Origin of the sequence: Gilliamella sp. Nev3-1, assembly GCF_001690435.1 — a bacterium.
Classification (GTDB): domain Bacteria; phylum Pseudomonadota; class Gammaproteobacteria; order Enterobacterales; family Orbaceae; genus Gilliamella; species Gilliamella apicola_C.
The window spans coordinates 1-4,267 of sequence record NZ_LZHN01000087.1 but is presented as its reverse complement, the minus strand read 5'-3'; the positions used below and the strand labels follow the sequence as shown (position 1 = coordinate 4,267).

The following is a 4,267-nucleotide window of genomic DNA, read 5'->3' as shown; positions in this document are numbered from 1 at the left end:
ACTTCGTCCCACGATTTCTCGATTGCTTACATCAATAATCATACAAAGGTAATGCCATTGTTGTTTTACTCTCACATAAGTTAAATCAGTCACTAACACTTTTCGTTGTTGGCCTACGGTAAACTCACGATTAAGTTGATTACTTACTGTTGATTCGTTGCTTTGTTCTGTATTAGCACGATATTTTTTACAGGTATATTTTGATACTAATCCGTTTTCTTGCATGATTCGACCAATTCGGCGACGGGATAATAGTATGCTTTTCTCCCTAAGCTCTGCTTGTAGTCGCCTTGTTCCATAGGCTTGATAGTTATCGTTAAATATCGCTTTCACTTTTTTACTAAGCTCTTTGTCTGTTTTTTTACTGGTTAATTGTAGTTGATAATAGAAGCTATTTCTTGACACTTGTAAACATCGACATAACGCACGTAAACTATATCGATGTTGATTCTCGGTGATTAATTTGATTTTCGTCCTATTATCAACGCCGCTTGCTTTAGGATGTCATTCTCCATTAACAATCGCTTATTCTCTTTACGTAGGGCTATGAGCTCATTTTCTTGAGCACGACGATTAGCTTGAGCTGTAAACTCACCAGTGGTTTGATATTGCTTAATCCACTTATCTAATGCGGATTTAGTCAGGTCGTATTCGGTGACAATATCCGCTCGTTTTTTGCCATTTTGGTATAACATTACCCTCTGTTTTTTAAATTCATTACTAAAACTGCGTTTTTCTCTTCTTGAAATGGGATTTGTCATTGTTGGTTCCTTTTGTTTTTTGGTTATCATAACAATGACCTTATTAAACTGGTACTAATTAGTGTGGCCTGTCCATAGTATAAATTCTTTTTCCTTTTTCAGTTATAGTTATTATTGGATTTACGCCTGCAAACTTTTCAATAACTTTGTTAAGATTTCCTGTAGACCAATTCTTTGAATATTTTTTAGCTCTAGCTGCACCGCCAGTTAGCCCTTCAGTATTTGTGCTATTCGTTTCTTTTTTAGCCTTTACCCCCGGACACTCATCCGACAACCCCAACGGGTCAATCCAAGCCAGTGGGTCGGGGACGTAGCGGTAGGCATTTTCACCACCGGCCAGTCCTATTGGGTCTTGGCTGATGTAGCGGGCGGTGTACGGGTCGTAATAGCGGTAGCGATTATAGTGTAACCCTGACTCTTCGTCAAAATACTGCCCTTGAAAGCGCAGATTTTGTGGTACGGTGCGGTATTCTATGGCGAGGTTGCCATAGGATTTGTAAACACCACTCCAGACAATGTCGCCATTCGCCGTTATGAGCTCTTGCGGGGTGCCGAGTTGGTCGTTGAGGTAGTAGTAGATTTGCCCACCTCGTCCACGACCGACTAACTGCGCCATCGGTCTAAAGCCGGTGCTGCCCGGCTCGTAAATGTAACTGATGCAGCGGTAGTCTTGGGCCTTGGTGTGTTCATTGCGGATTACCTCTACACTAAAGTCCGCATCATCGGCGTGGCATTCCGTAATGAGGTTTTCACCTTGCCAAAAGAACAGCGTTTTATCGCCCGTTTGCATGTCGGTTTTGCTGATTCGGCGACCAAAGGCGTCATACTCATAACAGTGTACGGTTTCTACCGTTTGATGAAAGTCTTTGTCGTTTTCGTCCCAGTAGTGGCGGATTTTTTTAAATTCAATAAGCTGATGTTGCCCATTCCATTTAAATTGGTGTTCAGTATGTTGCCGTTTACCGCGTAACTCTCGAATCACATTGCCGTATTCGTCGTACTGATATATGTATCAAAAACAGCCTTTGGGTAGGCTAAAAAGTTATTGTGTTTTTTATAATAATCGTTCAGAAAACATATTGATTTTATTTGATTTTTTAAGTGGTGTAAAATGATAGAGTAGAAAGGGCAACCCTTGCTGTTTTAATGCAAGGATTTGATATAAGCACGGTTGTTTATTTGTCGTCAATTATTCTATTTTAGGGTAGCCTACGTTTAGGTTTTTCTGGCTCTGGTGTGGGTAATTTCCATGATATTAATAATCCCAATTGTCCAAGAAAATAATTGATATTATCAAGTTCATTCTCGGGAACCAGCCATAACCATAATTTATTGCTTAATTTTTCAAGCGTACCATGGCTTGTATCACTTAATATCCAATCTTTCAACGTGGTATTATCTACACCAATCTCTAAATGATGCTGATTAATAATATTAGCGGTATAAATCATTCTTAATCGCTTATTGTCATCTAATTTTTTTTCGTCAAAATGATATTTTTCGTAAGGATATATTGTGGCAAAGTTGAATCCTCCGGCATACTCAGTTGCATTATTTGTACTCTTACACCTCGAATATTTTATGCCATAAGAAAAATAGTTTTGACGTGAAAAATCCTTTATCAACTCCAAAACAATACCATCATGATCTAGTTTATTATCATATAAAATATAAATATCGCTAGTACCGCCAAATTCTTCCGTATAATAAACCAAACGTAGATAACAAGTATCGTCTAACACATTCAGTACATCAAAAGCGGTCGCCTCTTGTAGATTTATTTTACGTTTTAATCCTTTCAGTGATATATTAACAAACTTAAAATCATTATAACTCTTCCTTATTATTGGTTTAATATAACTAGCTTCTGTAATAGGAATATTTAATGCCGAAAATAGTGTTTCAGCAAACTCTAACACAATATTTGGTGAGATGTCTTCTGTATTATACAAAACAATGCCACTGTACATAGCTAATTTCCTTCTTTTATACCTTTAATTAATAAATCTAACCGGTGTTTTATATCTCTTGCATTATATGGATGTTCAAATAGAGAAATAGCATCCTCTCTATAGCTACCTAATTTCTCCATAGCCTCCTTATTACGGCGAATTAACGACTCCAATTTATTTTTATCCGTTTTAGAGGCTAATTCTATAGCATGAACTTTCCCATTTTTATCGATAGCCATAATATCAGGTCTGCGTGCACTTGCCTTTGTTTTTAAAGCCATGTTATAAGAGCGATTTAAATATATTTCGGTGAACTGACCAGACATTGCCAGTTTATTGGCAATAGCCTCTGAAAACTGGTCATGCCCTGGTGTGCTATCAACTTGTCCTTTTCCATATATTTTTGTTCCATTCACTTCTCGGACAGGGCAAATTTTTGTCAACCCCAATGGGTCAATCCAAGCCAGTGGGTCTGGAACATAGCTATAGGCATTTTCACCGCCAACCAGTCCGATAGGGTCTTGGCTGATGTAGCGGGCGGTGTACGGGTCGTAATAGCGGTAGCGATTATAGTGCAGTCCTGACTCCTCGTCAAAATACTGCCCTTGAAAGCGCAGGTTTTGTGGTACGGTGCGGTATTCTATGGCAAGGTTGCCATAGGATTTGTAAACACCACTCCAGACAATGTCACCATTCGCGGTTATGAGCTCTTGCGGGGTGCCGAGCTGGTCGTTGAGGTAGTGTAAATACCCCAAACTTAGTACACAACTCACGTAGAAAATTAAGCTGCCTGTTTTAATGTTTTATATTCGAGCGGTGTCATGTTATTTAATGCCTCATGCGGTCTTTCGGTGTTATAAATCGTTAACCATTCTTCGGTTATTCTCCTTGCTTGTGCTAAGTTGTTAAAAAGATATAAATCGAGTACTTCAGTACGATAGGTACGATTAAATCGTTCAATATAACCATTTTCATAAGGGCTACCGGGCTGGATATAATCAATGGCTATATCATGTGATTTAGCCCAGTTTATAAAGGTTTTTCCTGTAAATTCTGGTCCATTATCGACGCGTATTTTTAACGGATAACCATGATACTCCGCCAATTTATCCAAATAACGAGTCACTCTACCTGCGGGTAAACTCACACCAATATCAATACCTAATGCCTCACGATTAAAGTCATCGATGACATTGAATGTCCTAAAGCGACGTTGATTACGACTACTGTCACTCATAAAATCCATTGACCAACATTCACCTTGTTTATTGGGGGCTAATAACCTTTCCGGGCATCGTGGAGGAATGCGTTTTTTACGCTTTACCCTGAGATTAAGCTTTAATTCACAATACACCCGATATACCCGTTTATGATTCCATTGATAGCCGAGCTTTCTGATACGATTAAAACATTTAGGAAAGCCCCAGCGTAAATGCCGGTCTGTGATAGCATTCAACACCGAAACAATCACCGAATCATCCTGTAACTTAGCTTGATAATAGTAAGCACAACGGCTTAAACCAACAATGGCACAACTCATAGCAATAGTAACTG

The 4,267-nt window shown here is 38.8% G+C and carries 5 protein-coding genes and 1 pseudogene; all 6 read right to left on the bottom strand.

Annotated features, from left to right (window positions below; translation table 11 throughout):
• The coding region (locus A9G40_RS13315) for an IS3 family transposase (protein WP_141675278.1) at positions 1 to 405 on the bottom strand (405 nt) is incomplete at its 3' end.
• A 53-nt stretch (positions 406 to 458) separates the two neighbouring features.
• Positions 459 to 761 carry a transposase gene (locus A9G40_RS13310; RefSeq protein WP_218058036.1) on the bottom strand — a complete coding sequence of 101 codons (303 nt, stop codon included), beginning with the start codon at positions 759 to 761 and terminating at the stop codon, positions 459 to 461.
• A 58-nt stretch (positions 762 to 819) separates the two neighbouring features.
• Complete coding sequence (locus A9G40_RS15660) at positions 820 to 1,743, bottom strand: RHS repeat-associated core domain-containing protein (protein WP_065583415.1); 924 nt, start codon at positions 1,741 to 1,743, stop codon at positions 820 to 822.
• A 217-nt stretch (positions 1,744 to 1,960) separates the two neighbouring features.
• Positions 1,961 to 2,731 carry a hypothetical protein gene (locus tag A9G40_RS13300; protein WP_081302272.1) on the bottom strand — a complete coding sequence of 257 codons (771 nt, stop codon included), beginning with the start codon at positions 2,729 to 2,731 and terminating at the stop codon, positions 1,961 to 1,963.
• 2 nt (positions 2,732 to 2,733) lie between these two features.
• A pseudogene (locus tag A9G40_RS15655) lies at positions 2,734 to 3,465 on the bottom strand (RHS repeat-associated core domain-containing protein); the annotation flags it as partial.
• A 29-nt stretch (positions 3,466 to 3,494) separates the two neighbouring features.
• A partial coding sequence (locus A9G40_RS13290) for an IS3 family transposase (RefSeq protein ID WP_081302199.1) occupies positions 3,495 to 4,267 on the bottom strand: 773 nt, incomplete at its 5' end.

Bases quoted from the DNA above. Each gene is read 5' to 3' on its own strand.
- A9G40_RS13300 (WP_081302272.1), bottom strand. From the start codon at position 2,731: ATGTACAGTGGCATTGTTTTGTATAATACAGAAGACATCTCACCAAAT.
- A9G40_RS13310 (WP_218058036.1), bottom strand. From the start codon at position 761: ATGACAAATCCCATTTCAAGAAGAGAAAAACGCAGTTTTAGTAATGAA.